Origin of the sequence: Leptospira venezuelensis (assembly GCF_002150035.1) — a bacterium.
GTDB lineage: Bacteria > Spirochaetota > Leptospiria > Leptospirales > Leptospiraceae > Leptospira_B > Leptospira_B venezuelensis.
In genome coordinates this window covers 1485123-1511781 of the sequence record NZ_NETS01000010.1, presented here as the reverse complement: position 1 = coordinate 1511781, position 26659 = coordinate 1485123, and the positions used below count along the sequence as shown (strand labels likewise).

The 26659-nt window shown below is 40.1% G+C and carries 32 protein-coding genes; 5 read left to right on the top strand and 27 right to left on the bottom strand.

Features of this window, described 5'->3' with window-relative positions; genetic code table 11:
* Position 1: 1 nt before the first annotated feature.
* From rplE to B1C82_RS14315, 17 genes are all read right to left on the bottom strand, one after another.
* Entirely contained in the window at positions 2 to 553 is a 552-nt protein-coding gene (gene rplE, locus B1C82_RS14395; RefSeq protein WP_086448207.1) for a 50S ribosomal protein L5, read from the bottom strand.
* 3 nt (positions 554 to 556) lie between these two features.
* Positions 557 to 910 (bottom strand): 50S ribosomal protein L24, encoded by a 354-nt coding sequence (gene rplX, locus B1C82_RS14390; RefSeq protein WP_086448206.1) that lies wholly within the window; start codon positions 908 to 910, stop codon positions 557 to 559.
* A complete protein-coding gene (gene rplN / locus B1C82_RS14385) occupies positions 910 to 1302 on the bottom strand; it encodes a 50S ribosomal protein L14 (RefSeq protein ID WP_008596038.1) in 393 nt (130 codons plus the stop codon). The genes rplX and rplN overlap by 1 nt, the downstream gene beginning before the upstream one ends.
* A gap of 1 nt (position 1303) precedes the next feature.
* The gene (gene rpsQ, locus B1C82_RS14380) at positions 1304 to 1573 is read right to left on the bottom strand and encodes a 30S ribosomal protein S17 (protein WP_008596401.1); all 270 of its coding nucleotides are present in this window, start codon (positions 1571 to 1573) and stop codon (positions 1304 to 1306) included.
* A 2-nt stretch (positions 1574 to 1575) separates the two neighbouring features.
* The gene (rpmC, locus tag B1C82_RS14375; RefSeq protein WP_086448205.1) at positions 1576 to 1878 is read right to left on the bottom strand and encodes a 50S ribosomal protein L29; all 303 of its coding nucleotides are present in this window, start codon (positions 1876 to 1878) and stop codon (positions 1576 to 1578) included.
* Positions 1875 to 2288, bottom strand: a complete 414-nt coding sequence (gene rplP / locus B1C82_RS14370) for a 50S ribosomal protein L16 (RefSeq protein ID WP_008593851.1) — start codon at positions 2286 to 2288, stop codon at positions 1875 to 1877. Before rplP ends, rpmC begins: the two co-directional genes overlap by 4 nt.
* Positions 2289 to 2318: 30 nt before the next feature.
* Entirely contained in the window at positions 2319 to 2996 is a 678-nt protein-coding gene (gene rpsC, locus B1C82_RS14365) for a 30S ribosomal protein S3 (protein ID WP_086448204.1), read from the bottom strand.
* Between the two features lie 11 nt (positions 2997 to 3007).
* Positions 3008 to 3340, bottom strand: coding sequence for a 50S ribosomal protein L22 (rplV, locus tag B1C82_RS14360; RefSeq protein WP_086448203.1), 333 nt, complete (start codon positions 3338 to 3340; stop codon positions 3008 to 3010).
* Complete coding sequence (gene rpsS, locus B1C82_RS14355; protein WP_024863921.1) at positions 3340 to 3621, bottom strand: 30S ribosomal protein S19; 282 nt, start codon at positions 3619 to 3621, stop codon at positions 3340 to 3342. The genes rplV and rpsS overlap by 1 nt, the downstream gene beginning before the upstream one ends.
* A gap of 2 nt (positions 3622 to 3623) precedes the next feature.
* Positions 3624 to 4463, bottom strand: coding sequence for a 50S ribosomal protein L2 (rplB, locus tag B1C82_RS14350; protein ID WP_086448202.1), 840 nt, complete (start codon positions 4461 to 4463; stop codon positions 3624 to 3626).
* A gap of 3 nt (positions 4464 to 4466) precedes the next feature.
* Positions 4467 to 4775, bottom strand: coding sequence for a 50S ribosomal protein L23 (locus tag B1C82_RS14345; RefSeq protein WP_086448201.1), 309 nt, complete (start codon positions 4773 to 4775; stop codon positions 4467 to 4469).
* Entirely contained in the window at positions 4772 to 5407 is a 636-nt protein-coding gene (gene rplD / locus B1C82_RS14340; protein ID WP_086448200.1) for a 50S ribosomal protein L4, read from the bottom strand. Before rplD ends, B1C82_RS14345 begins: the two co-directional genes overlap by 4 nt.
* 15 nt (positions 5408 to 5422) lie before the next feature.
* On the bottom strand, positions 5423 to 6043 hold the full coding sequence (rplC, locus tag B1C82_RS14335) for a 50S ribosomal protein L3 (protein ID WP_086448199.1): 621 nt from the start codon (positions 6041 to 6043) through the stop codon (positions 5423 to 5425).
* Between the two features lie 11 nt (positions 6044 to 6054).
* Positions 6055 to 6363 carry a 30S ribosomal protein S10 gene (gene rpsJ / locus B1C82_RS14330; protein ID WP_008593919.1) on the bottom strand — a complete coding sequence of 103 codons (309 nt, stop codon included), beginning with the start codon at positions 6361 to 6363 and terminating at the stop codon, positions 6055 to 6057.
* A gap of 10 nt (positions 6364 to 6373) precedes the next feature.
* Positions 6374 to 7579, bottom strand: coding sequence for an elongation factor Tu (gene tuf, locus B1C82_RS14325; RefSeq protein WP_086448198.1), 1206 nt, complete (start codon positions 7577 to 7579; stop codon positions 6374 to 6376).
* 51 nt (positions 7580 to 7630) lie between these two features.
* A complete protein-coding gene (locus tag B1C82_RS14320; RefSeq protein WP_086448197.1) occupies positions 7631 to 9505 on the bottom strand; it encodes an elongation factor G-like protein in 1875 nt (624 codons plus the stop codon).
* A gap of 93 nt (positions 9506 to 9598) precedes the next feature.
* Positions 9599 to 10018: a DUF1761 domain-containing protein gene (locus tag B1C82_RS14315; protein WP_086448196.1), complete on the bottom strand. Its 420-nt coding sequence runs from the start codon at positions 10016 to 10018 to the stop codon at positions 9599 to 9601.
* 165 nt (positions 10019 to 10183) lie between these two features.
* Here B1C82_RS14315 and B1C82_RS14310 point away from each other — a divergent pair, with 165 nt between their 5' ends.
* A complete protein-coding gene (locus B1C82_RS14310; RefSeq protein WP_086448195.1) occupies positions 10184 to 10816 on the top strand; it encodes a TetR/AcrR family transcriptional regulator in 633 nt (210 codons plus the stop codon).
* 7 nt (positions 10817 to 10823) lie between these two features.
* On the opposite strand, the gene B1C82_RS14305 is transcribed toward B1C82_RS14310, so the two are convergent.
* Together B1C82_RS14305 and B1C82_RS14300 are read right to left on the bottom strand one after the other, a co-directional pair.
* On the bottom strand, positions 10824 to 12125 hold the full coding sequence (locus B1C82_RS14305) for a glycoside hydrolase family 1 protein (RefSeq protein ID WP_086448194.1): 1302 nt from the start codon (positions 12123 to 12125) through the stop codon (positions 10824 to 10826).
* 1 nt (position 12126) lies between these two features.
* The gene (locus B1C82_RS14300) at positions 12127 to 12792 is read right to left on the bottom strand and encodes a TetR/AcrR family transcriptional regulator (RefSeq protein ID WP_086448193.1); all 666 of its coding nucleotides are present in this window, start codon (positions 12790 to 12792) and stop codon (positions 12127 to 12129) included.
* Positions 12793 to 12979: 187 nt separating this feature from the next.
* Here B1C82_RS14300 and B1C82_RS14295 point away from each other — a divergent pair, with 187 nt between their 5' ends.
* The 3 genes from B1C82_RS14295 to B1C82_RS14285 all read left to right on the top strand — a co-directional run bounded on the left by B1C82_RS14295 (position 12980) and on the right by B1C82_RS14285 (position 14751).
* Positions 12980 to 13840 (top strand): methylated-DNA--[protein]-cysteine S-methyltransferase, encoded by an 861-nt coding sequence (locus B1C82_RS14295; protein WP_086448192.1) that lies wholly within the window; start codon positions 12980 to 12982, stop codon positions 13838 to 13840.
* Between the two features lie 79 nt (positions 13841 to 13919).
* The gene (locus B1C82_RS14290; protein WP_086448191.1) at positions 13920 to 14165 is read left to right on the top strand and encodes an Ada metal-binding domain-containing protein; all 246 of its coding nucleotides are present in this window, start codon (positions 13920 to 13922) and stop codon (positions 14163 to 14165) included.
* Positions 14152 to 14751: an alpha-ketoglutarate-dependent dioxygenase AlkB family protein gene (locus B1C82_RS14285; protein WP_086448190.1), complete on the top strand. Its 600-nt coding sequence runs from the start codon at positions 14152 to 14154 to the stop codon at positions 14749 to 14751. Before B1C82_RS14290 ends, B1C82_RS14285 begins: the two co-directional genes overlap by 14 nt.
* 28 nt (positions 14752 to 14779) lie before the next feature.
* Here B1C82_RS14285 and B1C82_RS14280 read toward each other — a convergent pair whose 3' ends face one another.
* The 3 genes from B1C82_RS14280 to B1C82_RS14270 form a co-directional block, all read right to left on the bottom strand.
* Complete coding sequence (locus B1C82_RS14280; RefSeq protein WP_086448189.1) at positions 14780 to 15211, bottom strand: DoxX family protein; 432 nt, start codon at positions 15209 to 15211, stop codon at positions 14780 to 14782.
* A 138-nt stretch (positions 15212 to 15349) separates the two neighbouring features.
* Positions 15350 to 16402, bottom strand: coding sequence for a questin oxidase family protein (locus B1C82_RS14275; RefSeq protein WP_086448188.1), 1053 nt, complete (start codon positions 16400 to 16402; stop codon positions 15350 to 15352).
* A gap of 37 nt (positions 16403 to 16439) precedes the next feature.
* Complete coding sequence (locus tag B1C82_RS14270; RefSeq protein WP_086448187.1) at positions 16440 to 17459, bottom strand: MBL fold metallo-hydrolase; 1020 nt, start codon at positions 17457 to 17459, stop codon at positions 16440 to 16442.
* 68 nt (positions 17460 to 17527) lie between these two features.
* On the opposite strand from B1C82_RS14270, the gene B1C82_RS14265 reads away from it, so the two are divergent.
* The gene (locus B1C82_RS14265) at positions 17528 to 18124 is read left to right on the top strand and encodes a YdeI/OmpD-associated family protein (RefSeq protein ID WP_086448186.1); all 597 of its coding nucleotides are present in this window, start codon (positions 17528 to 17530) and stop codon (positions 18122 to 18124) included.
* 177 nt (positions 18125 to 18301) lie between these two features.
* Here the strand turns inward: B1C82_RS14265 and B1C82_RS14255 are convergent, their stop codons facing one another.
* From B1C82_RS14255 to B1C82_RS14235, 5 genes are all read right to left on the bottom strand, one after another.
* Entirely contained in the window at positions 18302 to 20356 is a 2055-nt protein-coding gene (locus B1C82_RS14255; RefSeq protein ID WP_086448184.1) for a sensor histidine kinase, read from the bottom strand.
* A gap of 110 nt (positions 20357 to 20466) precedes the next feature.
* Complete coding sequence (locus tag B1C82_RS14250) at positions 20467 to 20907, bottom strand: DUF1761 domain-containing protein (protein ID WP_086448183.1); 441 nt, start codon at positions 20905 to 20907, stop codon at positions 20467 to 20469.
* Between the two features lie 77 nt (positions 20908 to 20984).
* A complete protein-coding gene (locus B1C82_RS14245; RefSeq protein WP_086448182.1) occupies positions 20985 to 22286 on the bottom strand; it encodes a cyclic nucleotide-binding domain-containing protein in 1302 nt (433 codons plus the stop codon).
* Between the two features lie 82 nt (positions 22287 to 22368).
* A complete protein-coding gene (locus B1C82_RS14240; protein WP_086448181.1) occupies positions 22369 to 24507 on the bottom strand; it encodes a 7TM diverse intracellular signaling domain-containing protein in 2139 nt (712 codons plus the stop codon).
* Between the two features lie 49 nt (positions 24508 to 24556).
* Complete coding sequence (locus tag B1C82_RS14235; protein ID WP_086448180.1) at positions 24557 to 26641, bottom strand: 7TM diverse intracellular signaling domain-containing protein; 2085 nt, start codon at positions 26639 to 26641, stop codon at positions 24557 to 24559.
* Positions 26642 to 26659: the final 18 nt, after the last annotated feature.

Genomic DNA, 26659 nt, shown 5'->3' with positions numbered 1-26659 from the left:
CTTATCTCAGGTTCCGGAACGGCATACCGAAAGCAGCGAGAAGGCTATAAGCTTCTGCGTCTACCTTGGTGTTCGTTACGAAGGTCAGGTTCATTCCATAGAGAGTGTTGATCTTATCCACTTTGATCTCTGGGAAAATGATTTGTTCTTTGATGCTGAAGTTGTAGTTTCCGCGGCCGTCAAAACCTTTCTCGGAAACTCCTTTAAAGTCACGCACCCTTGGTAAAGCCACGTTTACCAAACGATCTAGAAACTCATACATGTAGTTTCCACGTAATGTAACTGTGGTACCGAGACTCATACCTTCGCGGAGTTTGAATCCTGCGATGGATTTTTTAGCCTTGGTCTTAACCGGACGTTGTCCAGTGATCAATGCGAGTTCTTCTACTGCCGCTTCCAATGCTTTAGGGTTGGTATGAGCCTCACCCATTCCCACGTTCAGAACTATTTTTTCCAAACGAGGAACTTGCATAATGGACTTGAAGTTAAATTGTTTCTGAAGAGCGGGAACGATTTCTTTCCCGTATTTATCTCTTAATCTAGCTGCTGCCATGACTTAGATCTCTTTCCCTTCCGGCTTAGAAACGCGGACTTTTTTACCTTTGTTCTCTTGGTAGCCCAAACGAACTCCCTTCTTCTTCTTGGAGTCGTAGAACATTACGTTGGAAATGTGCATTGGAGCTTCCACTTCTACGATACCACCTTGAGGGTTTTCTTGGGTAGGTCTTAAGAAACGTTTACGTTTATTCAGTCCTTCTACTACTACACGATCCCTTTTCTTATCGATTACTAGGATCTTGCCTCTTTTTCCCTTCTCTTTTCCTGCGATGACAACTACTTCGTCATCTTTGTGAAGGCGAACGGATTTGAATTTTGTATATTCGGATCCCCGATACGTCAGCTTAGACATTATAAAACCTCCGGCGCTAGGGAGATGATCTTAGCGTATTTTTTATCGCGAAGTTCGCGAGCTACTGGCCCGAAAATACGGGTCCCTTTCGGGTTTCCTTTGTCGTCGATAATTGCGACTGCGTTATCATCGAAACGAATATAAGAACCATCTGGACGACGGATTTCTTTCTTAGTTCTGACGACTACTGCGCGTTGAACGGCCTTGTTATGGACCTTTTTCCCCGTGGAATCCTTTAACCCATAAGCAGGTTGTGCGTCTTTAACGGCGACGATGATCTCGTCTCCTACGGAGGCGTAACGTTTTTTAGAGCCTCCTAAGACTTTGATACACATAACTCTTTTGATTCCGGAGTTATCGGCGACTTGGAGGATGGTTTCCTGTTGGATCATCTTACTTTGCCTTTTCTACGATCTTAAATAGACGGTGACGCTTTTCACGGGATAGAGGTCTGGTTTCAATCGCCAGAATTCTATCTCCTACTTGGCATTCATTCTTTTCGTCATGAACCTTCATTTTAACGGTTCTACGAACGATCTTCTTAAACTTAGGGTGAGTCTTACGAGCCTCTACAAGCATCACTAGGGTTTTGTCCATAGCAGTGCTCACTACTTTACCTTCGCTAAGAAGTGATTTTTTTATGTGCTTCTTTGCAGTTTCCATAATCAATTCGTTCCTTTAGCTACTTTCTTAGCAGAAGCATTAGATTTTGCTAAAGCTTGTGTCTTGCGTGTAGCTCTCGAATATCGTCTAGCCTTAGTAGTACCAGACTTCGCAGCTAACTCTCTGTTCTTTTGGATAGTTAGAAGGCGTGCGATTTTCTTCTTCGCATTAGTAATCACCTTCGGGTTTTCCAAAGAACGAGCCACTCCGTATTGGAAACGTGCTGTACGAATAATTTTGTAAGCATCTTCCAATTGTGCTAAAATTTCTGCGTCTTTCAACTCTGCGAGTTTGATCTTTTTCACAGCGTAGACCTCTTCACGAATTCAGTTTGAACAGGCAGTTTATAAGCAGCCAAATCCAAAGCTTTTTTAGCGGTCGCTTCATCGATTCCGCTCATTTCGAATAAAACTCTACCAGGTCTGATCTCTGCGATCCAGAATTCAGGGTTACCTTTACCTTTACCCATACGAGTTTCCGCTGGTTTTTTAGTAATAGGTAAATGAGGGAAGATCCTAATCCATAATTTCCCGCCTCTTTTTACTTGGCGGTTGATGGTGATCCTTGCTGCCTCGATCTGTCTTGCAGTCAAACGTCCGGAAGTAACGGCTTTAAGACCGAACTCTCCGAAGGACACTTTGGAACCACGCTCGTCGTTTCCTTTCAAGCGGCCCCTTTGTCTTTTTCTGAACTTAACTCTTTTAGGTGATAACATCGTTTTTTACCTTTGGATCATCAGAGACGATCAGTTGGTCCTTCTTTTAACGGCGTATTTATCTTCTTCGGACTCTTCTTTACTGTTGATGAAGTCTCCAGTGTAAGTCCAAACTTTCACTCCGATTTGTCCGAAAGTGGTGCTTGCTTCACGGAATCCTAGATCGATTTTCGCTCTAAGGGTATGAAGAGGAATTCTTCCTTCACGATAACCTTCGCGACGAGCCATATCCGCTCCGTTCAAACGTCCGGAGATAAGGATCTTAATTCCTTCTACTCCGCCTCTCATTGCACGACGAAGTTCTTGTTTCATCACACGACGGAACGGTTGACGCTCTTGAATTTGGATCGCGATAGACTCAGCGATACATTGCGCGATAGTCTCAGGTTTCTTAACTTCGATAATGTTAAGATTCAGAGGTTTTTCGGTCATAGTCTTAAGGACTTTTTTAACGGCTTCGATATTCGCTCCGTTTTTACCGATTACCACACCTGGCTTAGCAGTGTGAAGGTTAACGTTGATCTTCTCAGGAAAACGCTCCACTACAACTTTTACAACGCCAGCTTCTTTAAAACGGCCTTGGATAAATCTACGAATTCTAATATCTTCGTGCAGGTTCTTTTTGTAGTCTGCTTGCGAGAACCAGATGGAATCCCATCCGCGGGTAATTCCGATACGAAGTCCGATTGGGTTAACTTTCTGTCCCATGATTTCCCCTATTAATCCGAGATTACCACTGTAACGTGGCTGGTTCTCTTACGGATCCTTGCTGCTCTACCGCGAGCACGAGGACGGAAGCGTTTAAGAATTGGGCCTTCGTCCACCAGGATCTTTTTAATGAACATCTTGCCTGGATCAGCATTATCACTTTTCACAACTGCGTTTGCAGAAGCGGATTTGATAAGTTTGAAGATCGGCTCGATCGCTCTCTTATTAGTATATTTAAGAATATCCAGAGCCTCAGCAACTTCGTATCCACGGATTTCATCCGCAACAAGACGAAGCTTACGAGGAGACATTCTAATAAATCTTGCGATTGCTACGGCTTCCATTATTTCTTAGCCGCCTTTTTATCAGTGTTTCCATGACCACGATAAGTACGAGTCGGAGCGAATTCTCCCAACTTGTGTCCTACCATGTTATCATTGATGAAAACAGGGATAAATTTGTTTCCGTTATGAACCATGATGGTATGTCCGATCATGTCCGGGAAAATCGTACTTCTACGAGACCAGGTCTTAAACGGTTTCTTTTGGTTTTCAGAGTTCAGCTTGATCACCTTGCTCATGAGGTGACTGTCGATGAACGGACCTTTTTTAGAAGATCTCATGATGATTACCTGCTCCTATTTCCCTTTCTCTTCTGGATAATGAACTTGTCAGAAGGTTTAGCCCTACGACGAGTTTTGTATCCTTTAGTTGGAATACCCCAAGGAGTCACTGGGTGACGTCCTCCAGAAGTACGCCCTTCACCACCACCATGTGGGTGATCAACTGGGTTCATTACAACCCCTCTGACCTTAGGACGTTTTCCCAACCATCTGTTTCTACCAGCTTTACCGATGGAAACAAGGTTATGATCTCTATTGCTGCAAATTCCTACAGTCGCGTAGCAGTTCTGGTGAACTTTACGAACTTCGGAACTTGGAAGTTTAAGAAGAACGTATTCTCCGTCTCTACCTGCGATAGTAGCGAAAGATCCTGCTGTTCTAGCTATTTGTCCGCCTCTTCCAATTTTCAATTCCACGTTATGCACGTTAGTGCCTGGTGGAATTTTTCCGAGCGGAAGTGCGTTTCCAACTTTGATTTCAGCCGCTTCTCCATTGGAAACTTTGTCTCCAACTTTCATGCCTTCAGCATTTAGGATATAAGCGTATTCTCCGTCAGAGTAACTAACGAGAGAAATAAACGCCGAACGGTACGGATCATATTCTACAGTTTTAACTGTAGCAGTAATTCCCACCTTGCGACGTTTGAAGTCGATGATACGATATTTGCGTTTTACTCTTCCGCCTTTTCTGCGAACCGCAATTTTACCACCTTCTCCGCGACCTGCTTTATAATTTAAGCTGATCGTTAAAGGGCGATACGGTTCTGTTTCGGTGATTTCCTCGAAGGTTAATACCGATTTAAAACGGCTGGCGGCAGTAACGGGTTTAAACTTTTTAATTCCCATTTCTTATGCTTCCTTTCCGAAGTCGATGCTCGCTCCGTCTTGGAAAGTCACGATTGCTTTTTTCCAATGAGCTTTAGGAGCAGGTAGATGACGGAATCTTTTTATCTTTCCGCGATACACTTGGATGTTTACGGAAGAAGGTACTACATTGTAAATTTTGCGGAAAGCTTCCTTCACTAGAGTTTTGTTCGCTCTAGGATGGATTTCCACAGTGTATTTTACGGTTCTTTTACCGGCTTTCTCACCGATAGTCTCCAGGTCTTGGGACTTCTCAGTGATGATTGGAGATAAGATAACTTCGTTAAGATTCATTTTCCTTCTCCGTAATGTTTGAGAATTTCTCCCAAAGCACCTTCGGTGATTACAAGATTTCTATTATATAGAATGTCACGAACCGCGATACGTTTAGAGTTGATGTATTTTACAGTAGGAATGTTTCGAACTGACTTTTTAAGGAAGTCATTCTCTCCACCTACTAAGAATCCGATCACTCCAGTGTTCTTTAATCCGATATTGCTGAATAAAGTAGAGAATGCTTTAGTACTGAATTCTTTTGGATCCAGATCTTCTACTACTTTAATGACCGCGTCTTGAGCTTTCTTATTCAAAACGGAAAGAACCGCTCTACGTTTTACTTTTGGAGAAACGTTATATGAATAATCTCTCTTGCGAGGTCCGTGAACAGTACCACCGCCCACCCAGTGAGGAGCACGAATAGAACCTTGACGAGCTCTACCAGTTCCTTTTTGGGACCAAGGCTTTTTACCACCGCCGGAAACTTCCGAGCGAGTTTTGGTATGATGATTCCCGGAGCGAAGGTTAGCATTCTCCGCTTTGATGGCGTCGTAAATCGCGCCACTGCTATACTTGGATTCGAACAACGATGCAGGAAGTTCGATTTCCGAGAGCAGTTTTCCTTCTTTTGAATACTTCTGTGCTTTCATGACTAACCGCGGTCTTTATATCTTCTCAATAGTAATGATGGAGTTTGCAGGTCCCGGAACGGATCCGCTTACAAAAACCAAATTTTCTGCTTCGTGAATACGAACTACTTTCAGATTCAATATAGTCTTTGTATCGAAGCCCATACGGCCCGGTAATTTACGACCTTTGAATACTCTACCTGGAGTGGTGTTGGATCCCATGGATCCTGGATGTCTATGAAAACGAGAACCGTGAGCTCCTGGTCCACCATGGTGTCCGTATCTTTTGATAACACCTTGGAAACCTTTACCTTTGCTGGTTCCTGTAACTTTTACAATATCCGCAACAGCAAACACATCTTGAGCTTTTAGCTCTGCGCCTGCAGCCGGCTCTTCGCCGAAATTCCGGAATTCCTTCAACACTCTCTTAGGAGTTAGTCCAGCTTTTGCCAAATGTTTAACTTCAGATTTGGTCAGGTGTTTTTCTTTATCATCCTGAAAAGCTAATTGTATCGCGTCGTAACCGTCCGTAGCTACGGACTTGACTTGGGAAACTGCGCAGGGACCTACCTCTAAGACGGTTACAGGAATCATGTTTCCTTGCTCGTCGAAGATTTGGGACATCCCTATCTTTTTACCGATTAATCCCTTTGCCATTTCTTCTTCCCTTAGGATTTAATATCCACTGAAACACCTGCTGGGAGTTGTAGCTTCATTAAAGCTTCAACTGTGTCTTCGTTGGTGTCCAGAATGTCTATGAGCCTTTTGTGAGTTTTCATCTCAAACTGCTCTCTTGATTTTTTATTAACGTGTGGAGAACGGAGGACTGTGTATATTTCCTTCTTCGTTGGAAGAGGAATCGGACCGGAGACAGTAGCTCCGGTCCTTTTGGCAGTCGCAACGATCTCGTAAGTTGATTGGTCGATCAACTTATGATCGAAAGCTTTAAGCTTTACTCTGATCTTTTGGCCAGCCATTCCCTTACTCTTACTCGGTGATCTCAGCCACTACGCCAGAACCGATAGTCTTTCCACCTTCGCGAATCGCGAATTTAAGACCTTTGTCCATAGCGATCGGGTGAATCAACTCGATGCTCATTGTAACGTTGTCACCAGGCATTACCATTTCCATACCATTAGGCAGGTTACAGACGCCAGTGATGTCAGTAGTTCTGAAATAGAACTGTGGACGGTAGTTATTGAAGAATGGAGTGTGACGTCCACCTTCGTCCTTAGTAAGAACGTAAACTTCCGCGTTGAATTTTTTGTGAGGAGTGATTGATCCTGGCTTAGCAAGAACCTGTCCTCTCTCGATGTCTTCTTTTTTAGTTCCACGAAGAAGAGCACCGATATTGTCTCCAGCTTCTGCGGAATCTAAAAGTTTACGGAACATCTCGATACCGGTAACAACGGTTTTAGTAGTAGGACGAACACCAACGATTTCAACTTCGTCGTTGATTTTCAAAGTTCCTTGCTCTACTCTTCCGGTTGCAACAGTTCCGCGACCAGTGATAGAGAATACGTCCTCTACTGGCATTAGGAAAGGTTTGTCAACGATACGTTTTGGATTCGGAACGTAAGTGTCCAGAGCTTCCATTAACTTAACTACAGATGGAGCTCCTAACTCAGACTCGTCGCCTTCAAGAGCTTTAAGAGCGGATCCGTAAATGATTGGGGTTTCATCACCAGGGAAGTTGTACTTGTTTAACAAGTCACGAACGTCCATCTCAACCATTTGGATCATCTCTTCACGCTCATCAGCTGCAAGCATGTCCGCTTTGTTGATGAATACGATGATGTAAGGAACACCTACCTGACGAGCGAGCAGGATATGCTCTTTCGTTTGAGGCATTGGTCCGTCAGTTGCAGATACAACTAGAATCGCAGCGTCCATCTGAGCAGCACCAGTGATCATGTTTTTAACATAGTCAGCGTGACCTGGGCAGTCTACGTGAGCATAGTGACGATTTGCAGTCTCATACTCTTGGTGAGAAGTAGCGATGGTGATACCACGAGCTTTTTCCTCAGGTGCGTTATCGATTTGGTCGTACGCTACGGCTTTGTTTTTTCCACCCAATACTTTTGCAAGCGTAGTGGTGATTGCTGCCGTTAGCGTGGTTTTTCCATGGTCAACGTGTCCGATTGTACCAACGTTTAAGTGTGGTTTGGACCTGTCGAATTTCTCCTTAGCCATAGCGTTTTTAACTCCTTACTTTATTAACAAATCTGAATACAGACTTGTTTGTTAAAACAATACAGAATGGTTATCAAAGTCGAAAAGGGTGTCCAAAGACAGGACGCCCCTTCCCTGTGCCATATTTCTAAGGACACCGCTAAAGCCAAGCAAGTTTTGCGTAGAAGCGCTTGCCTGGATCAAATGACGCCCTTCGGTCAACTCAGTGACCTTACGAATCTTCGCGTCCCTCTTAGCCAAACTGGCTAATATGTCTCCGAGATATTGATTCGGTGTAAGAATCTCTATCTCAGAAAGGGGACCAATGAAAACCGAATGATTCGGAATTATGTCCTTTAAACCTTTGATGACAGCTACTTTGATCAGGGAAGAAAGATCGAAAGATTTTGTCTCACTTGGAGACTCATAACCTTCGACAATCATTTGAAGACCGAGAACTTCTTCTCCGTCTATTCCCCGGGCGGTGACTTCCGTAAACGCGGATGTTATCGCCTCTTTGATTGGATCAGCTAGCTGAACATTAAACCGCACTCCCTTGGAAAAGTTGTGAGAACTTTCCAAGGACGCGAGCACCTGACCGCTCGAGATCTTTTGATCGAACGCGGTATGCTGAAATGCGACCTTTTGAACCAAATTTTTCCATAGAGCAAATCTTGCAACCTTGATTCCGCTCGTTTGAAAGCTTTTCGAAAAAGACTCCTTCAATCGCGAAAGAGAGATCTCTAAGTGCAACTCACCGGTGCCTGATAAACGGAATTGTCCAGTTTCGGAGAGAATATCTACACTTACTGCTTCATCCAACCAGGCGAGATCTTGCAAGCGGTCCCAAAGCTCCTGTCGATCTTCTTCTTTTTCCGGTTCTATTAAGATCTGAAATTGTTTTCTGATCGGAGTTAAAAGGGTTTTGTTTTCAGTATTATGTCTCGAAAGAATTTCTCCCGGGATCCAATCCAAAAGAGATGTGGTTGCGAGAAGTTCTCCGGCTTCTCCAGAAGAAACTTCTTCATAGTCTCTTGCAGAAATTCGATATAGATTCTCTACCTTATGTCTCGTTTCTCCAAGCAGGAAGAAATCACCGACTTTGATAGGTGCCAATGTTTGAAAATGGAGAAGTTTTCCAAGTTCAGGATGGATTTCTCTTTTGAATGCAATACCAGTTTGTTCATTAGGGAAAAGCGGAGAAGGTTTTCCTTGTGCGAGTATTTCTAAGTAAGTAAGCAATTCCGGAACACCAAGTCCCTGCAGAGCAGACCCTCCAAGCACTGGAAAAATTTTCCCCTCCCAAAAGCCTTTCACCAATCCTTTAGCAGCAAGCTCAGGAAGAAGCTCATGATTCTTGAGATATTCTTCAGAAAGTCCATGGTCCCATTCTATCAATGGTAGGAACTCCGACTCCTCACCTTCTCCCTTTAATACAGGAATAGTTCCGTCTTCTTTAAACAGAAGAATGGGCTCTTTTCCTAAGGCAACTTCCAGGTCCACGAGAGGAGAAAGAATATCAGCACCTGGGCGATCTAGTTTATTTAGAAAAAATAATATTGGTTTTCCTGACTTTCTAAGAGCTTCCACATTTTGGAAGGTCTGGGATTTTAATCCTTCGAATGAATCGATAAGAACGAGACCGAAATCGGAAACAAGTAGAGAAGCGTTTGCCTGGGATTGAAAGTCAAGATGCCCTGGATTATCCACGAACTGCAGAATGACACGAGGCTTTTCTGAATTTGGATAAGGGATCCTGGCAACTGTGGACTGGATAGAAATTCCCCTTTCTATCTCTTCCGGAAGATAATCGGATTCGGTGGTGCCTTCTTCAATTCTACCCGGCGCAGTAATTTTGCCAGTCTCAAATAAGATTCTTTCTAAGAGTGTAGTTTTGCCCGCATCAATATGCGCAAATATTCCCGGATTTAAGAATGGTGGATTCATTATCAGTCGATCGAAAATCCATTCGTTCCTCGATGAACATGTAAGTCAATTCTCAAAGCTCACATGGATATTTGTCCGATCGACCACTCAGTTTTAATAGGCTGCGATAATCGCTCCCATAGCCGACATCACAAGAAAGGAGCATCCACACTCGAATAACCAAAGGCCGAGCTTTCTTCCCATCCAAATCACTTCCATGGAACTCGAGGTCACTACGAAACCGATCCAGAGCCAAAGAGCACAAATCACTCCTCTCCAAATACCCTCGCCTGCCAAATAAGGAGACGGAGAAGCGAACAGATAGATAACGGCAATCACATAGGCGGTCACAAAGTTTGCTACGAGGTTCCAAAATAAATTCGGAAGCATGTCTGAAAACTTTTCATTTCCGGTGGGCACGATATTCGCGAGCCTCATCCATACTTTGCCAAGGATGGGCCCGTGCAAAAGAAACCCTAAAACCATAGCGGCAAGAGTCGCCAATACAACTGAGATTAAATTGATCGATAACATACGATTATCCAAAAGATTTTTTCCGACGCTTAATATTTTGCGAACAGATAAATCTCATTAACATACTAATTAGTATGTTACAAGAAAAATATTTTGCGGAATCCTTTTTTGTTGCGAAATTCGGGAAAATAACTTACTTAGTAGGATAGATTCGGCTTTAAACAAATGAAGAAGCAGGCGGTAAAACAACTCCCCAAAACCAGAGATCTGCAGAAAACCAGAGAAAAGATTTTATACACTGCTTTTCTGAAGTTCTTTCAGTCGGGCTTCCAAGCCACGAGCATGGACGATATAGTAAAGGAAACTGATCTAAGTAAGGGAGCATTTTACCATCAATTTCCCAGCAAGTTTGTTTTGGGTTACGCAGTGGTAGAAGAAGTTATACGACCCCTGATCATAGACCGGTGGATCCGCCCGCTCCAAGATTATAAGAATCCTTTGTTAGGTATTCTGGATCTGATGCAAAAACATATCTGCGATATTAAGCCTGATCTGATCCGTTATGGATGTCCTTTGAATAATTTCATGCAAGAAATGTCGCCTGTGGACAAAGGTTTCAATACTCGATTGAAATCCGCTCTTCAACTTTGGATCCAAGAATTAGAAAAGGAATTAGTCAGAGCAAAAGAGAACGGACAAATCCTAGAAAATATTAATACCCAGGAAGCCGCTTCCTTTATCGTAATGTTTCACGAAGGAGTTTACGGTTTCTTAAAAGGATCAGGCGACCGGAAATTATCCGGTCACTTTCTGAACATGATGAAAAATTACCTGCAATCCATTTCGACTACAGATTAAAATTCACTCAGGTTGATCTATTTTCGATCCGCTTAGTTCGACAGATCTCCGCATAACGAAGTGCACTCAAGCGAGGCTTTCTTTTCATTGTGGTATAATCCACTTCAACCAAACCGAATCTGGGACCATAACCATCGTTCCATTCTAAGTTATCCAAGAAAGACCAATGATAATAACGTTCTACTTTCACACCTTCATCCAGAAGTCGTCTGATCTGATAAAGATGATCTACTATATATTTTTCTCTTTTCTCATCTTTCTCATCCGGAATCCCATTCTCTGTGATATAGATGGGAAGTTTATATTTGTCCCATACACGGTGGCAAACCTTGTAAAGACCTTCCGGATAAATTTCCCAGCCAAGATCATTCTTCTCTGAATCTTGAATACTTGGATCTACTACCGGAGTAGCGAATAGATTTCCAGGATTATAACTGGCCTTGAATAGATGTCTGGAATAATAATTGACCCCAAAAAAATCACAGAAGATCCCCTTCCCTTCCGGATAACCGAATCCTACAGGAAAACAAAGTTTACCTTCTACGAAACCTTTTGTATGGATCTCATGAAAAAGATAATCACTCAAGAAGCGACCAAGCCTAGCGAGCGGATGAGAATTAAAAGGTTCAAATACTGCAAGGTGATGAGCAAATCCTACTTTTGTTTCTCCCGTAAAACCAAGCTCCTTCCGGATCTTGTGAATCAGTTTATAAGATTTTAAATGAGTGATGATAAGGTTTTTGGTAACCTTCATGTAAGCCGCAATATCGCCGTGACTGCCGGGAGGATATTTGCCATCCATATAGCTATCGTTTGCAAATACGTTCGGTTCATTGATAGTGCACCATTCTGAAACCAAATCTCCAAAATTTTTAGCTGAGAAGTCCACGAATCGAATAAAGTCTTCAACTGCGTTTTTAGAAAGCCATCCCCCTTTTTCCTGAAACCATTGAGGGCAAGAAAAATGGTGAAGAGTTACAAGTGGTTTGATCCCGGCTTTGATCAGCCTTTGGAATTCATCACGATAATGTTCCACTCCTTCCTTTGACCATTCACCTTGTTTAGGTTCTATTCGACTCCACTCTATACTCATTCGATAACATTCTTGGTGAAGCTGAGAAAGAAGTTCTATATCTTCTACATATCGATTATAATGATCCGCTCCAGTGATGGAAGATTCTCCATTTCCAACTTTTCCGATGAGAGACCAAGCATACCAATTATTATAAATATCTCCACCTTCTATCTGTGTTGCTGCAGTTGCAGAACCTAATAAAAAATCCTTAGGAAGTTCGAAACTTTTAGTCATGTTAATTCTCCTTCTTTTCTCCAATGCTATCTTTCGTTTCTAAAGCAAGCACCAATAGATCTATTTGTGTTTGTACTAGTTCCATCCCGTTCACACCGAATTCTCTTGGGATCAGAGTTTCTCTAAGAGCAACTCTTTGTCCGAGGCCCCAAAGAACTGTTGTAATTGTTGGAACTAGTATTGCAAAGGAAGAAGGAATTTTAAGACTTCCATCTACTTCTCCCTTTTCTAAAATTTGTATAATGAGTTTTTCGGTGAATTGAAACTCTGCGAACAATGACTCTTCGGAAGAGGCATCCAATTGAAATGAACTTCTCTCTCTGAACACAAAATCGAACTCTGCTGTAAAACGAAGTAAAGGTTTATGAGTTTCTAAATATTTCGCGAGTGTTTTGAGAAAGGAAACAAACTCTTCCCTTCCGGAAAGATCGGAACTTCTGAGTTTCTCAAAAGTTTGGAGTTGGAAATCATTCCAAGGTGCGAGAAGTTTTCTAAGAACTTCTATACTAAGCGCTTCTTTTGTATCGAAGTAACGATACAAATTCCTTCGAGTACAAGATGCTTTGGCCGCAATGTCTTCCATGGAAACATCCAGGAGTCCTTTGGCCAAAAACAGGGACTCCGCGGCTTCTAAGACAAGTTCTCTGGTTTGTTCCCTTGTTCCCATATCCCTTTGTCCCAAATGTCACAATATGTGACATTTGTCTAAAAATGGATCGGAAACAATGGATCGTCAAGCCTTGTTTTAGCTAAAATCAAGAAAGGAGAAGATCTTTTAAAATAGCTGGAATTTCTGCTACAAATAGCAAGTATCGGGTTTCGAGTTATCTCTTTCTTAACTATACTCCAAAACCATGAAAGGACAAGAAACAACCGACTTTAATCGGATAGCGGATGCGATCTTCTATCTTCGCAAAAATTTCAAAACACAACCAAGCTTAGAAGATATCGCAAGCAAACTTAAACTCAGCCCTCATCATTTTCAAAGAATGTTTACAGATTGGGCGGGAGTAAGTCCGAAGAAGTTTTTGCAATACACTACTTTGGAATATGCAAAAGGTTTACTGAAAGAGACAGGTTCCTCATTACTAGATACCGCCTTAGATTCAGGACTTTCCGGAACAGGAAGGTTACACGACCTATTTATCAATCTAGAAGGAATGACTCCTGGAGAATATAAGAACGGTGGAAAAGATCTTTCCATTAACTATAGTTATGCAGAGTCTCCTTTTGGCAAATTGCTTGTAGCTTCTACTCCAAAAGGAATTTGTTATATTTCATTTTTCGAAAGTGAGAAGAAGGTATTCCAAGATCTAAAGTCCATTTTTCCAAACGCGACTTATAATCAAACCGTGGACATGATCCAACAAAACGCTTTGTTTATATTCTCTCACGATTGGAGTCAATTAGGTAAGATCAAATTACATCTAAAAGGAACAGAGTTCCAGCTCAAGGTATGGGAAACTCTTTTAAAAGTTCCTATGGGAAAACTTTCCACTTACGGACAGATTGGGGAACAAATGGGAAATCCTAAGGCCACCAGAGCGATAGGAACAGCAATCGGGAATAACCCCGTGGCATTCCTAATCCCTTGCCATAGAGTGATCCGTGCTTCCGGCGAGTTTGGAGAATACCATTGGGGAGATTCCCGTAAAGTTGCAATGATCGGTTGGGAAGCCGCTAAAACAGACCTTGTCAATAGGAATGATCTGTGAACCCAGGCTTTTCAAAATTGAACTGGGGTAATGGAAATAGGCACACTTTAGGTGCAATCTTTCATTACGTGGTATCTTGATGTTTCTTCATTTAGAACTTCAACCACAAGAGTTAAGGTCTTTGATCCGAAAAAGGAAATTAGATTTCGCTGGGAATTTAAAACTAAAAATTTACGGAACTCTTTCTTGCGAATCAGGCAAAAGGATGAAGAAAGAAAATCGTATCTTCTTTTCCTCAGAGAAAGAAGCGATTAGTTTAGGATTTCGACCTTGTGGGCATTGTTTAAAAGAAAAATATAAAGTTTGGAAACATGGAACTGTTTGAGTCGGAAAAACTTCGAAACCAATTACCCAAGGACGGGGTAGTTACTTATTACGGAACGATCCTTGCTGGCAATTCAGCTGATAGTTTCTTAAAAATTTTACTCGAAGATATTCCCTGGAAAAACGACGAGGCGATTATTTTCGGGAAACATATTGTTACCAAAAGAAAAGTTGCCTGGTATGGAGACTCTAACTACGAATATACTTATTCGAACACGACTAAAAAAGCATTAGCTTGGACAAAAGAACTTTCTGTTTTAAAAAGTTTAACCGAAGAAATTACCGGAACCAAATTTAATTCCTGCTTACTCAATTTATACAATAATGGAGAAGAAGGAATGGCATGGCATAGTGATGATGAAAAGGCATTGGGGAAAAACTCCACAATTGCCTCTCTATCATTTGGAGCAGAGAGAAAATTCTACTTCAAGCATAAGTCCACGAAGGAAAAGATTTCCTTAATATTAGAGCATGGAAGTTTATTGGTTATGAAAGGAGCCCAAGAATCTTGGCACCATAGTCTTCCTAAAACCAAATCGATTAAACAACCAAGAGTAAATCTAACTTTCAGGACTATGCTTTATTAGCAAAAAATGATCTTGTTCCGGACTTCAATTAGGAACGGTTTTTCCATGCTGTCCAGGCACCTGTAGACCATAAGGCCCAAGCAATCAGGACCGGTTGGAAAAATAAGCGAATCCCTCTAGACATATCTGAGTTCAGCCCAAATGCATTAATCCCGTTTACATATTGGGAGATATTCCCTGGAAAGATCAAAACGAAGAATAAGGCAACGATCCATCCTATATCCGCTTTGATCTTATATAATAAAATTAAAGAAAGGCCGAGAGCAATTTCTACGATACCGGAAAGAACTACCACTAAGTCCCCATCCATTGGCAACCAATTCGGGACCTGGGCTAAGAACTCCGTCCTTTGCCAAGTTAAATGACCGACTCCTGCCGTGAATAAAAAAGCGCCCAAGATAAATCGAAATATGTTTTGCGCTCGAGTCGTTGTAACTGAAACCAATCCTAGGATACTCATATCTTAATCTCCATTTGTATTTCCTGCAATTTACGTTCTTGTTAGACGACTTTCCTATAGAATGAAAATGTTAGGATGCAAAAATTTGGAAAATTCATCGGGAGAAAAATCGAAGTATAGAAAGGATCTCCAATTCATTTATTTGGATAATGGTTCCAAAAATTTCCTAGCTAAGCGAGCAGCAGCGTAATAAGCGGGTGACGGGTTGAATTCATACTCCTTCAAACAAACTTCCGTAAATTTAATTGCATGCTCATCTCCGTGTTCGATCGCCCTTTCGATCATTTCTTCTCTGGATTCGTTTTCTAATCTTTCAGGAAGTTCTAGATTTATCTTTTTACCAAAGGCAGAAAATAAGGCCGCCCCCGATTGCCAGGAGTATCTCAGGACTGATTTTTTTTCATGTTCATTCAAAAAAGGTAAAATACTCCTAAGAGCAGAAACACTCGTCACGGAGTGTACGAAGACGATCGCAGAAAGATTATCCTCCACATTATTAAGAACTACTCTGGAAAATCCTTCCGATAAACCTGAGATGATCTCTTCCGGTTGTTGAGATACACCTAGATATCCAATTACAGTCGAAAAATGATCGAAATCTCCTAACCCTTGCAGAGAAGAAACGATAGTTCCTTCAAAACTTTTGGATTCTTCTGGAACAAAGTCTACCTTTTGTATGGCGTCTTCCGGCTGCAAGCCTAGTAAAGAATCAAAAGAAGTAGGTAATTCCAAGTAAGCGGAAGCCCAAACTGCTAACCCAGAAGCAAGTTCTCTTCTCCTTCGTCTTGATTCCTTTCTAGTTAAACTTCTGACTGCATGTCCGGTTCGAATTACTCCATGAGTAGCATCCGCACAAATCCCAGGAGCAAGTTTGACCGCCCATTCAGAGACAGTTTTTTGCCAAGAGCCTTCTTCTAACTCAGAATTAAAAAAGTTCTCCCACTCAGGATAAGTGTCCGGCATTCCTAAGAAGTCTTTCCAGTCACCGCTATAAATTTTATTCCTGGGCTTCTTTTTTTCTAGGAACTGATTTCCGTATCTTTCTAACCAAGGAAAAACACTCTCCCTCTTGCCCATTGTGAGCAATGCCTCGCAAGCCATAGGAGCGTGATTACTTAATCCGTTTTTAAGATCCGGGCCATAAGGTTCTAAATATTCTAAAACTTTTTCCATCGTATCCTCTTCTTCCATATAGCATAGCCGCCTTGATCTTTACGAGACCAGTATATTAAAATAACAGAATGCTCTCAAATCCTCTCAGGATCTTGAATTGGATCCCATCTTGAGAGGTTTTTTGTATCATGAATTCCATTCCGGTTTTTACATCGTCTCCCAAACTTAAGTTAGGTTCTAATGGTTCAGTCAAAGGTTTAAAAAAATTATCCCAATGCACAGGAACCACTATCTTGGGAGAAGTTTTTGTAACGGTTTCTTCGTAATACTTTGACTTAAATCCTTCTTCTTGTTTTCCGAGCATCGCAACCCCTAAAAATAGAACATCTGCCTTCAAACCTTCCCAAGCGTTCTCTATATAATTTGTACTACCTTTAATCAGGATGGAATTTTTCCCATGCTCGACTAAGAAATCATAAGTCCCGCCTTCTATATAATCTTCTGCCTTAGCAGGTTGGGATAGTGCTTCCGTTAAATCTGGTCGATTCGGATCTGCGGCATTTGTTTTTCCTAAAATTTTAAATGGAGGAGTATGTTTTGAATTTAGTACCGTGATCTTAAACTTACCTATCTGGATTTTTTTGCCAGGTTGGAATAATGATAATTGTTCTTCAGGGAGTCCTCCTCCTTTTCCAATCTGGATTGTGGAAAGAGAACCGTACAATTTTGCTCCTGTCTCCTTAGCGATAAAAGGAGAATCCATAGAATGATCATAATGAGAATGACATACAAAGATCCCCTTCAAACGTTTAATGCCTGCAAGTAGCATAATGTATTTAATCTCTTGCTCGTCAGAAGAAATTTTAGAGAACATAGTTTTAAAAAGAGAAGGCCTGGAGAAGAAACCGTCCGTTAAGATCTGGGTCTCTCCATCATCTAAGAGAATTGAACTTGTACCTAAAAATACTGCTCTTACTTTTCCCTTTGGAATTTCAGACGAAAGATCGCGAGGATTATTTCCTATAAAATGCTCCTTATAATCCTGGATATTTGCAGAAGAAGTCAGGCAGCTCTGTAATAACAAGACCGCAGTCAAAATACTAAAAAAAATGGATCTGGGATCTCTTCGATTCATACTACCTACCGAAAATAACTTTCATAAAGTTATATACATTTTAAACTTCTGCCAAGTAGAAATTCCTAATGATACCAAAGTTCTTTAAGACCGGAAAGGAATTCCGCTCCTGGCTTTCCAAAAATTTTAAAAAAGAAACAGAACTTCTCCTAGGCTTTTATAAAATAAAATCCTCTAAAAAAGGAATTCTTTATGGAGAAGCCGTAGACCAAGCCCTATGTTTCGGGTGGATAGATGGGATCAGAAAGAATATAGATGAAGAAAGTTATTCTGTTCGCTTTACTCCCCGAAAAGCCCGAAGCACATGGAGTAAAGTTAATATAAAACGTATCCAAGAATTGATCCAGGAAGGTTTAGTCCAAGAGTCCGGCTTACTAGCATTTCATTCCGAAAAGAAAAAAACCGCACAATATTCATTCGAACAAGAGAAGATAGCATTACCTTCTACTTATAAAAAACAATTCCAGAAGAATACAAAAGCGTGGGAGTTCTTCAATACCCAAGCGCCTTCTTACCAGCGAACTTCCATTTGGTGGGTGATCAGTCCCAAAAAAGAAGAAACCAGACTCAAAAGGTTAGATATCCTTATCTTAGACTCAGAATCCCAAAAGAGAATAGATGTGCTCAATTGGAAGAAGAAGGAGACACGACCAACCCAAATATAACAAAACTTAACTCTATCTCGAGTATTGTTAGTATTTCATTTAACCAAAACAACTCTTTAGCTATTAAAGAAGGGCCGAAAGTTTTATCGAAGCGATCCTATGGCACGGAGGAGAAGCAAACAATATGTATTGAAACTTTCTTCTTTCCAGAGAGAACAATTAGTCAAATTTCTGGAGTCACTTTAATTTAGGATCTTGTCCGGGCAAAGTAAAGAAGAAGGTTGCGCCCTCTCCCTCCTTAGAGTCTGCCCAAACTTTTCCCCCATGGCGGGAGGCGATCCTTTTAACAATTGCAAGGCCAACTCCAGTACCTTCAAATTCGGAATTGGAATGTAATCTTTGAAAAACTCCGAATAATTTATGATAGTACTGCATATTAAAACCTGCACCATTATCTTTAACATAGAAAACAGTCCCTTCTTCAGATTCCATGGAGCCAATTTGAATGATAGGCGATTCTATTTTCTTTGTATATTTGATAGCGTTTGAGATTAAATTAACCCAAAGTTGACGCACCGCTGGTTGGTCGGCTCTTACATTTGGAATATCTTGTATTTCGAAACGGATCTCTCTTCCAGATTCTAAGTTTATTAATTCTTTATATACGATACTCGCCAATTCTTTCATAGGAATTTCTCTTTCGGCGAGTTCAGTTCTTCCTAACCTAGAAAATTCCAAAAGATCATCCACCAACTGCCCCATCTGTTTGGCATTCTCTAGAATTTTTCCAATGATCCTTTTACCTTCCGCGTCGAAATTCACTCCATAATCTTCCATCAAGATCTGAGTGAAACCGCTAATTCCTCGGATAGGAGCTCTCAAATCGTGGGAAATGGAATAAGAGAAAGATTCTAGTTCTTTGTTTGCAAAAACCAATTGTTCCGTGCGAACTCTTACTCTTTCCTCCAGTTCGTTATTCAATAGACGAATCTCATTCTCCGCTTCCTTGCTTGCAGTGATATCTTGGTGCACCACAATCACTTCTAAAATATTACCAGCAGTATTTTTAATAGGATAAAGTACCATTTGCAACCAACGATCCCTCCCCGAACTTCCGATCAGTTTGGGATCGTAAGGAAAAGGTTCTGACATTGCTGCTTCCCCACTAAACGCTTTCTCCACAAAAGGAAAAAATCCTGCTTCTTTTATCTGAGGATCTTTTAATATATTATAATCGACTAATACGTCTCTTCTAGTATTCCACATTTCTTCCCAGGCAAAATTAGCTCCAGTACAGACCCCTTGTGGATCATAGGTCAATACTGGATAAGGAAATTGTTCTAAAATAGTCCGAAACCTATTCTCACTTTTAAACAAGTCCATTGTTTTTGCGCTTACCAATTTTTCCAACTCTTGGTTCAATTCCGAAAGTTTGCGTTCTGCGTCAGTTCTTGCTATATCTGATTTTTCTAATTGAGTAGCAACAAACCAGACCAATATAAAAAAAGTGAGTATGATCCCTGTCATTAGGAACCCAACTCCCAACTCCAAACTTACAGGATTAAATTTGTTCAAATAAATGCGAATATAACCGAACAAAACAGGAACGATGATCAAAAACGGAATAAGGACACGAGCTAAAATACCTCCCGAACTCTCACTCGTGAATACCTTCATAAATCCTGAATGGCCGTTAATTAAAAGAAGGGCAAAAGAACAGAATATGAAACTAATAGCAGTATGAATTGCCATTGGAATATAGGAAAGTATTCCGTAAAATTCCTGGACTTGATACACATAACCTATTACCGAAAAAAGCCCTATCAAAAGTACTAAAATACATAAATAATTGGAGATAGAATTTAGGACTTCCTTTCTATAGGAACTTAAAAAAACGGCAGCACCAAGCACTACAAAATCGAAAGCAGTGTTCGGAGCCATTCTATTCGGAATACCTTTTATAATGTCCTTCGCTATCTTATCCGAAAAAAGGATCTTATCCAATCCAAGATCGAACCCACTAATGACAGAATACAATTTAGTAAGGCCTACTAAAAGAACGAATAATGCGATCAAACGTACAATATTTCGATGCGTATTTGAATCAGAACGATTTAAATTTAGGTAAAGAGCAATTCCAATAAAGACAAAAGATAGTGCGGACATAGGATTCATCGCTACCATTGCAGCTTTGGGTCTCTTTAAAACCTCAATATCCAATAGCCAACCGAGTAGAACCAAAGCCCCAATTATAGAGGGAATAAAAATTAATACGTTATGCTTACTTTTCAAGAGAACTTCCGGATATCCTTCGGAATGAAATTTTTAATTTTAGTTTAAGATATTAAAAGGGATTCCGATTTGGAATCCCTTTTTCAAATAATAAGAATATAGATCAATTATTAAGTAGGCCAAACAGCGAGGATTTGGCCGATCGCCGCTAAAGAAACCAAGTTATATCCGGCATTGATAAAAAACAATTTCCATGATTTTGATTCCCACGCCACTGAACCTAAGAGCATTGGTACATAAAAACCAAGCCAAGTATAAAATGCTGCATAAGCTCCATACATCCAAGCAGGTCCATCTCCAGGTAGATTCCAAGATGAAGGTTTCCAGACAAACAAACTATGAGCTAAAACATACGCCGTTAGAAAAGAACCGATGATCATGATAACTATAGATTTTAGCATCGCTTTTGTATCGGGTTCCATGTTTTCGTAACCCATTTCTTTTGCCCAAACCTTACCGAAGATTGGACCGAACCAAAGAAATCCAATCACTACATTCGCAAGAACTCCGACCAAAATCGCCAAATAATTTAACGGTATTACCGGTAACATAAAATCTCCTATTTCAGCCCGTGCTTTCTAACAGAATTTTTAAGTCGGTCAAGTAATTTCGAAAGAAGGAGGGTGAATCACTTTTTCAAATTGGAAACCGCTTCTTCTATCGCTGATCTAAATTCAGAAAATCTTTCTAAGGAAAGATTAAAATCGGACTTGTTCAAAGTATAAATTTCACAGGTGGTCGAAGCTTTGACTGTTGCAGATCTCGGTTCATCCGTGACTAATGCTAACTCACCGAAAAACTGACCTTCTTGCAAATTTATTAAAACAGTTTTATCATCCGAACCTAAAATATCCACGGAACCTTCGCTTAAAATATAAAGACTATCTCCTTTTTCTCCCTTTTTGAAAATGATATCCCCTTTTAAGAAAATTGTGGGCTTTAATGAAAAAACAAGACTCGCTACTAATGCCGGATCTGCACCTTTAAGAAAGGGAACCTTCTCCAATAAACTTCGGTGCAATTGGATTTTTACTTCTTTCCTTAAAGAAACTGGAAGGTCATTCAAAAGTAAGTTTTCATCTTCTCCCCATCCTCTATCGATGATATAAATATAATAATCGCGAACTCTTCTCCTTACATCGGGAGGAATGTTTCTCGCTTTTAGAAATGAATCCACTTGGGCCATTTTTTTCATTTGGGCCGCTTTTGTTAAATCAAGATTTCCTAATATACTTGCTATATTTCCGATGACAGTAGCATAAACCCCTGCTCCTAACATCATTACAAAGATAGTATATATTCGTTGTATATCCGTAGAAGGAGTGATATCGCCATAGCCAACTGTAGCAATTGTGGTCACTGTCCAATACAATGCCCTGATATATTCTGTCTGACCGGTTTGATAATCTTTAAGATCATCCATATATAGCCAACCCACTGCACACCAATGAGCAACTAATGTTACCCAAAATCCGAAAAGTACTAATCTTAAGATCCCGGGTGTAGGTTGGAAAGCCAGATTGATCCTATGTAATATATCCGAGATTCGAAAAACCTTTAAGATACGTGTAATTCCTAAGACCAGATACAGATAAGGATATTGAGACTGTTGTAGTCCGAAAATTTTGAAAGTGGCGTATTCGAAAGGAATCGCCGCAATTAGATCGATAATGAACCAGGATCTTAAATAATCCCGAATCACTTGAGATCGAACTAAAATCCATTTGCCTTCTTTATACTCCGGAGTGATACAATTCCAAATGATATCCAGAGCAAAGACTGAATCGATAAAGAAATAGATGCTTGTAAGAAGAAGGTTTTGATCGTAAGAAATTACGATCCGGAGCGGGGACTCCAAAGAAGCCCAAAAAATACAAACGAATACGAGTATATCCCAATATACCCTAACGCGGTTATTTGAGCTTATCATAATATTACCTGAAAGGTTGATCTGAATATCGGATCAGGTGGATAGGTTTCTACAGGGGCTCCTATGAAAAACTTGAGGAAGATTATCCCAGATATTCCAAAACGACTATTGCCATATCGTCATGAGAACTTTGTTCTTCTTCAGTAAAATGTTGTATCTTTCCGATTACCGAATTACAGAAAAGTTCTGGTTCTAGTTCGGAAAAATTTTTAAGAAGATCCAAAAATCTATCATCTCCGTAAAAGTCACCTTGTTTAGATCTGGCTTCAGGAAGACCATCGGTATAAAGGATAAGTTTATCACCCTTACTCAATTCTGTCTTTAAGGTTTGGTAATTCGGAGTAGAGAGGAACTCATTGATTGCAATCCCCGCAGGACGATAAGTCTCATGATTTCCGTTCGCTTTGCGGATTAATATTGCTTCCGGATGCCCGGCATTTGCAATTAGAATCCTTCCCGATTCAGGATAAAATGTGATCATAGTTGCAGTCACAAAATTCCCATTCAATTTTCCCATTAGTTGGGCTCTCATTTTTGCAAGCATGTATCCAGGATCGCTTAAATAGTCGGACCAATCCGCTAGAGCCATCTTTACCATAGCGGCAACCATTGCAGCTCCAGTCCCATGACCAGTTACATCACAAATAAAAATCCCAAGAGCTCTGCCTGTCCTATCAGATATCAGATCTACAAAATCTCCACCTACATGCAGCATTGGGATACATCGAAAAGCAATTCTTACATTATGCGTCTTCGGTAGAATAGAAGGGAGAAGGGAAAACTGAATTTTTCCAGCAATTGCAAGATCCTTCTCGATTAATTTTGCTTTGGCTTCAATATCTAACTTTTGTTCTTCTATAGTCTTGGTTCTTTCGATCACCAAGGTCTCCAAAGAATCGTTTAGAGTTTTCTGCATTTCCAGATTTTCTTTTTGTGCTTCGAATATCTTACGTTGTGCATCCTCTTTTTCTTTTTTGAGAATATTGATCTTATCTGCCAATGCAAATGAGAATATCAATGCAGACATCGAAGAACCGATATATAATCCATCATCAGCCCAATTCGAAACTCCTACAAGATTCGCAAATTTTAAAACCACAAACATTCCAGAAATACACAAAAAGCTAAATGCCAATAAAAAGTATCTGGCAGGCCTATAATTTTTGAAAAAGCAAATAGAAGCGGCGATTAAAACTAGAGAAGGAGCAAGAATACTCAGTGCAAGACTTACTTTTACAGTAAATTCAGGAGGCAAAAATAGCGGAGAAAAAATTAAAAGTGCATGAATTCCCCAAGTGAAATTCAAAGAAGAATTTAAATAACGATTTATATTCTCCTCGGTGTTCAAAAACTTTTGAGCAAACAACACTAAGGAAGACATACATATTCCAGTAAAGACTACGTATAAATTCCTCTGTAGATCCGGATGTTCAGACCAAAGATATTGGAATCCATGACCGGTAAGAACAAGTTGTATCCCGAAAAATCCAAAAATATTAGTCACGAAAAATAAATAACTAATATCTCGAGTAGATAAGAATATTAATAAATGATAAAGGATCATCACGCACATGATCCCATAATACAATCCAAGACCTAAATGAGTATCCGCGTTATGATGATAAAATGTCTCTGGATTCCATAAGATCAGTGGAAAAACCAGACCGCCGCTTGTGTTCAACTTGAGATAAAAAGTGCGAGTCTGTTCGGGTTGAAAATCTAATGTATAGATAAAATTTCTGTGATTTACTTTCCGCACCGGATAAGGGAAAGCCATCCCGCTGGAATTGACTAACTCTTGTTTGCCGGAACTATTCTCCGCGAAAAAGTCTACCCGATCTATATTCGTATAATCTATTTCTAAAATTTTTCGGATCTGTGTCTTTTCTGGGTTTTTAAGGGTAATCCTGATCCAATAATCGAAGTTAGTCTGTCCAAAGTTCAATGGATCCATATCCGATTTTTTGAACTTTCTGAAATATTCTTCTGAAGAGACCTTCTCTATTCCTAAACCCTTATTAGAATCTTCTAAAAAATAGACCTCGGTACTAATTCTTTTACGTTCTACTTGGGAAGATAAAGGAATTACTTCCTCCGAAATTAAAGACGAGGCCGAAAAACATAAAATTAGAATGAAAGCCCTTAATAGGTACATTGGATTACGTTTGTAGGAATATTTTACTCCTCCCTTCTTTAGGAAAGAATAAAATAGCCTTTTCAAGTTGCCAATAAGGGATGATTTATCAGTACCGGATACCGTTCGGTATCGGCTATTCTTCTACTTCTTCCAACTTCCGATCGTGGGTTACAGGGTACAAACGTTTTAAGTAGAGCTGGGTGGCTTTGTCATCCGGGAAGATTGAGATTACGTTCTCAAACTGGTGCTTAGCTTCTTCGAATGAACTAGAATAAAATGCTTTCACACCTTTTTCGTAAGATTCTTTGGTTTTTAATTTCAAATCCTGATGTTCAGGCTCGTCTCCATCGAAAACTTCATATACTGAAACAGGTCTTTGTTTACCTTTAACCTTTACTCTATCCAGAAATCTGAAATGGAATTTGCCGTCTTTTTTAACTTCTTCAATTGTACTTTCGCTGACTGCGATCCTAGATCCGTAAACTTTAGTTAGGCTTTCTATTCGAGAAGCAAGGTTGACAGTGTCAGAAATAACCGTACCTTCTAACCTTTCTTCCGCTCCGATTGTTCCTAACATTAAAGAACCAGAATGTATCCCTACTCCAATCTGAATTGGGATATAACCTTGGCGATTTCTATGTTCATTGTATTCTTTCAAGTACCTTTGCATTTCCACGCCCGCTGAAACTGCGTCGATTACATTTCTTTGAAATAGTGCCATAATTGCATCGCCGATAAATTTATCTATAAATCCATTATGTCTTTGGATAATAGGACTCATCCTGCTTAAGTAAGAATTGATAAAATTAAAATTTTCAGCAGGAGTCATTTGTTCGGATAATGTAGTAAACGAACGGATGTCACTGAATAGAACTGCCATTTCTTTTTGGATCTGATCTCCAAGTCTTACATCTAAAATAGAATCTTTTCCTAAGTTAGCCAAAAAGTCCTTTGGAACAAATCTAGCATAAGACTCTGTAAGTATCTTTTGCATTTCCAATGTTTTTGCTTGAGCTTCTTCTTTCTCCTTCTTCATAATATTAATACGATCTGCCAAAGCGATGGAAAGAAGAATGACCTCCATAGTAGAGCCAAGATAAAGGCCGTAATCCGCAAGAAAGCCAGGTCCTAAAACATTAATGAATCGAAGAACTACTACAGTTCCTGAAACCGTAAGAACTGTGAACGCCAAGAGAAAATAACGTGCCGGACGAAACTTTTTCAGGAAGCTAATCACAGTTGCTGCTGGTATTAAGATGAGCGCAGGTAGAGTTAGGACCAATGCTAATTTTACGGTAACTTCAGGGGGCAGAACCAATGGAGTAAATAGCAGCAAGCCATGAGCAACCACTGTCACTTTCATGGATTTGTCCAGCCACTTCGGAACATTTTCCTTAGTATTTAAAAATCTTTTGGTAAAAAGTAAAACTGAGGCGATAGAGATCCCCGTAAAAACCACATAAAAATTCCTTTGTAAAAAAGGAAATGCAGGCCATAGATATTGGAATCCATGTCCCGTTAAAACTAACTGTATCCCTAAGAATCCGAGAATATAGCACACATAATAAAAATAACTAACATCTCTTACGGAGAAGAAGATGAAAATATTATAGAGGATCATTACGATCATAACTCCATAATATAAACCTAAACCGTGCTGAACGTCCGCGTTGTATTGAGAGAATGTTTCTTTATCCCAAAGCGTGAGTGGAATGTTCAAACCTCCACTGGTCCAAGTCATTAGATAGTAGGTCTTTTGCTCACCTGGCCCTAACTCAATCTGATAAACAAAGTTTCTGTTTTTAAAACTTCTTGCAGAAAAAGGAAAAAGCATCCCGCTCTCTTCCTTGGAGTAAGTTCCGTCTGAATTCGGTTTATAAAATTGTACAATATCTATATTACTGTAATTAATTTCCACTAGCTTAGATACAAATTCGGGAGTATCATTTTCAAATGTTAATCTAAACCAATAATTATAATTTAATTGTCCAAAATCTAATGAATCTTTATCAGATTTAATGAATTTAGATCTTGCTTCCGGTTTGTAAATATCTGTGAACGTTAATTTTCTTTCCGGATCTTCAAGATAATAGACAGACTTACCTAAGGGTAGCCGTTCAATATCCCTACTAACGTGGATCTTATCTTCCGCAGATAAAGAAGAGCTTGCGAATAACGCAGTGAAGATGATATAGAGAATAAAACTTTTACAATTCATAAATTACCGAATTTTAAA

Coding starts and splice junctions, on each gene's coding strand:
- rplE (WP_086448207.1), bottom strand. CDS start 553: ATGGCAGCAGCTAGATTAAGAGATAAATACGGGAAAGAAATCGTTCCC.
- rplX (WP_086448206.1), bottom strand. CDS start 910: ATGTCTAAGCTGACGTATCGGGGATCCGAATATACAAAATTCAAATCC.
- rplN (WP_008596038.1), bottom strand. CDS start 1,302: ATGATCCAACAGGAAACCATCCTCCAAGTCGCCGATAACTCCGGAATC.
- rpsQ (WP_008596401.1), bottom strand. CDS start 1,573: ATGGAAACTGCAAAGAAGCACATAAAAAAATCACTTCTTAGCGAAGGT.
- rplP (WP_008593851.1), bottom strand. CDS start 2,288: ATGTTATCACCTAAAAGAGTTAAGTTCAGAAAAAGACAAAGGGGCCGC.
- rpsC (WP_086448204.1), bottom strand. CDS start 2,996: ATGGGACAGAAAGTTAACCCAATCGGACTTCGTATCGGAATTACCCGC.
- rplV (WP_086448203.1), bottom strand. CDS start 3,340: ATGGAAGCCGTAGCAATCGCAAGATTTATTAGAATGTCTCCTCGTAAG.
- rplB (WP_086448202.1), bottom strand. CDS start 4,463: ATGGGAATTAAAAAGTTTAAACCCGTTACTGCCGCCAGCCGTTTTAAA.
- B1C82_RS14345 (WP_086448201.1), bottom strand. CDS start 4,775: ATGAATCTTAACGAAGTTATCTTATCTCCAATCATCACTGAGAAGTCC.
- rplD (WP_086448200.1), bottom strand. CDS start 5,407: ATGAAAGCACAGAAGTATTCAAAAGAAGGAAAACTGCTCTCGGAAATC.
- rplC (WP_086448199.1), bottom strand. CDS start 6,043: ATGGCAAAGGGATTAATCGGTAAAAAGATAGGGATGTCCCAAATCTTC.
- rpsJ (WP_008593919.1), bottom strand. CDS start 6,363: ATGGCTGGCCAAAAGATCAGAGTAAAGCTTAAAGCTTTCGATCATAAG.
- tuf (WP_086448198.1), bottom strand. CDS start 7,579: ATGGCTAAGGAGAAATTCGACAGGTCCAAACCACACTTAAACGTTGGT.
- B1C82_RS14320 (WP_086448197.1), bottom strand. CDS start 9,505: ATGAATCCACCATTCTTAAATCCGGGAATATTTGCGCATATTGATGCG.
- B1C82_RS14315 (WP_086448196.1), bottom strand. CDS start 10,018: ATGTTATCGATCAATTTAATCTCAGTTGTATTGGCGACTCTTGCCGCT.
- B1C82_RS14310 (WP_086448195.1), top strand. CDS start 10,184: ATGAAGAAGCAGGCGGTAAAACAACTCCCCAAAACCAGAGATCTGCAG.
- B1C82_RS14305 (WP_086448194.1), bottom strand. CDS start 12,125: ATGACTAAAAGTTTCGAACTTCCTAAGGATTTTTTATTAGGTTCTGCA.
- B1C82_RS14300 (WP_086448193.1), bottom strand. CDS start 12,792: ATGGGAACAAGGGAACAAACCAGAGAACTTGTCTTAGAAGCCGCGGAG.
- B1C82_RS14295 (WP_086448192.1), top strand. CDS start 12,980: ATGAAAGGACAAGAAACAACCGACTTTAATCGGATAGCGGATGCGATC.
- B1C82_RS14290 (WP_086448191.1), top strand. CDS start 13,920: ATGTTTCTTCATTTAGAACTTCAACCACAAGAGTTAAGGTCTTTGATC.
- B1C82_RS14285 (WP_086448190.1), top strand. CDS start 14,152: ATGGAACTGTTTGAGTCGGAAAAACTTCGAAACCAATTACCCAAGGAC.
- B1C82_RS14280 (WP_086448189.1), bottom strand. CDS start 15,211: ATGAGTATCCTAGGATTGGTTTCAGTTACAACGACTCGAGCGCAAAAC.
- B1C82_RS14275 (WP_086448188.1), bottom strand. CDS start 16,402: ATGGAAGAAGAGGATACGATGGAAAAAGTTTTAGAATATTTAGAACCT.
- B1C82_RS14270 (WP_086448187.1), bottom strand. CDS start 17,459: ATGAATCGAAGAGATCCCAGATCCATTTTTTTTAGTATTTTGACTGCG.
- B1C82_RS14265 (WP_086448186.1), top strand. CDS start 17,528: ATGATACCAAAGTTCTTTAAGACCGGAAAGGAATTCCGCTCCTGGCTT.
- B1C82_RS14250 (WP_086448183.1), bottom strand. CDS start 20,907: ATGTTACCGGTAATACCGTTAAATTATTTGGCGATTTTGGTCGGAGTT.
- B1C82_RS14245 (WP_086448182.1), bottom strand. CDS start 22,286: ATGATAAGCTCAAATAACCGCGTTAGGGTATATTGGGATATACTCGTA.
- B1C82_RS14235 (WP_086448180.1), bottom strand. CDS start 26,641: ATGAATTGTAAAAGTTTTATTCTCTATATCATCTTCACTGCGTTATTC.